Raw genomic sequence first — 1,104 nt, 5'->3', positions numbered from 1 at the left:
TCCGCGCTCGCCGGCTACGGCGGCATCTTCCAGCGCAACACCAGGGCCTCGGGTGTCATCCCGCAGATCTCGGTGATGCTGGGCCCGTGTGCCGGCGGCGCCGCGTACTCGCCGGCCCTGACGGACTTCGTGTTCATGGTCCGTGAGACCTCGCAGATGTTCATCACCGGCCCCGACGTCGTCCGCGCCGTCACCGGTGAGGAGATCTCCCAGAACGGCCTCGGCGGCGCCGACGTGCACGCCGAGACCTCCGGCGTCGCGCACTTCGCGTACGACGACGAGGAGACCTGCATCTCCGAGGTCCGCTACCTCATCTCGATGCTGCCCTCCAACAACCGGGAGAACCCGCCGGTCCACGAGACCTCCGACCCCGCCGACCGGCGCTCGGACGTCCTGCTGGACCTGGTCCCCGCGGACGGCAACCGCCCGTACGACATGCACAAGGTGATCGAGGAGCTCGTCGACGACGGCGACGTCCTCGAAATCCACGAGCGCTGGGCCCGCAACATCATCTGCGCCCTGGGCCGGCTCGACGGCCAGGTCGTCGGCATCGTCGCCAACCAGCCCGCCCACCTCGCCGGCGTCCTCGACATCGAGGCCTCCGAGAAGGCCGCGCGCTTCGTCCAGATGTGCGACGCCTTCAACATCCCGATCATCACGCTGCTGGACGTCCCCGGCTTCCTCCCGGGAGTGGACCAGGAGCACGGCGGCATCATCCGCCACGGCGCCAAGCTGCTGTACGCGTACTGCAACGCCACGGTCCCGCGGATCTCGCTGATCCTGCGCAAGGCCTACGGGGGCGCGTACATCGTCATGGACTCGCAGTCCATCGGCGCGGACATCACGTACGCCTGGCCGACGAACGAGATCGCGGTCATGGGCGCCGAGGGCGCCGCCAACGTCATCTTCCGCAAGCAGATCGCGGAGGCCGAGGACCCCGAGGCGATGCGCGCGCGCATGGTCAAGGAGTACAAGGCCGAGCTGATGCACCCGTACTACGCGGCCGAGCGCGGTCTCGTGGACGACGTCATCGACCCGGCGGAGACCCGCGAAACCCTGATCAGCGCCCTCGCGATGCTCCGCAGCAAGCACGCCGATCTGCCG

General features: G+C 68.9%; 1 protein-coding gene. It reads left to right on the top strand.

The features are described 5' to 3' along the window. A partial coding sequence (locus ABTY04_RS41050) for an acyl-CoA carboxylase subunit beta (protein ID WP_352218530.1) occupies window positions 1-1,104 on the top strand: 1,104 nt, incomplete at both ends.

The sequence above is a fragment of the Streptomyces sp. NPDC097981 genome (genome assembly GCF_040302565.1).
GTDB lineage: Bacteria > Actinomycetota > Actinomycetes > Streptomycetales > Streptomycetaceae > Streptomyces.
The sequence above is the reverse complement of the archived record's forward strand: the minus strand, read 5'-3'. Positions and strand labels throughout refer to the sequence as shown.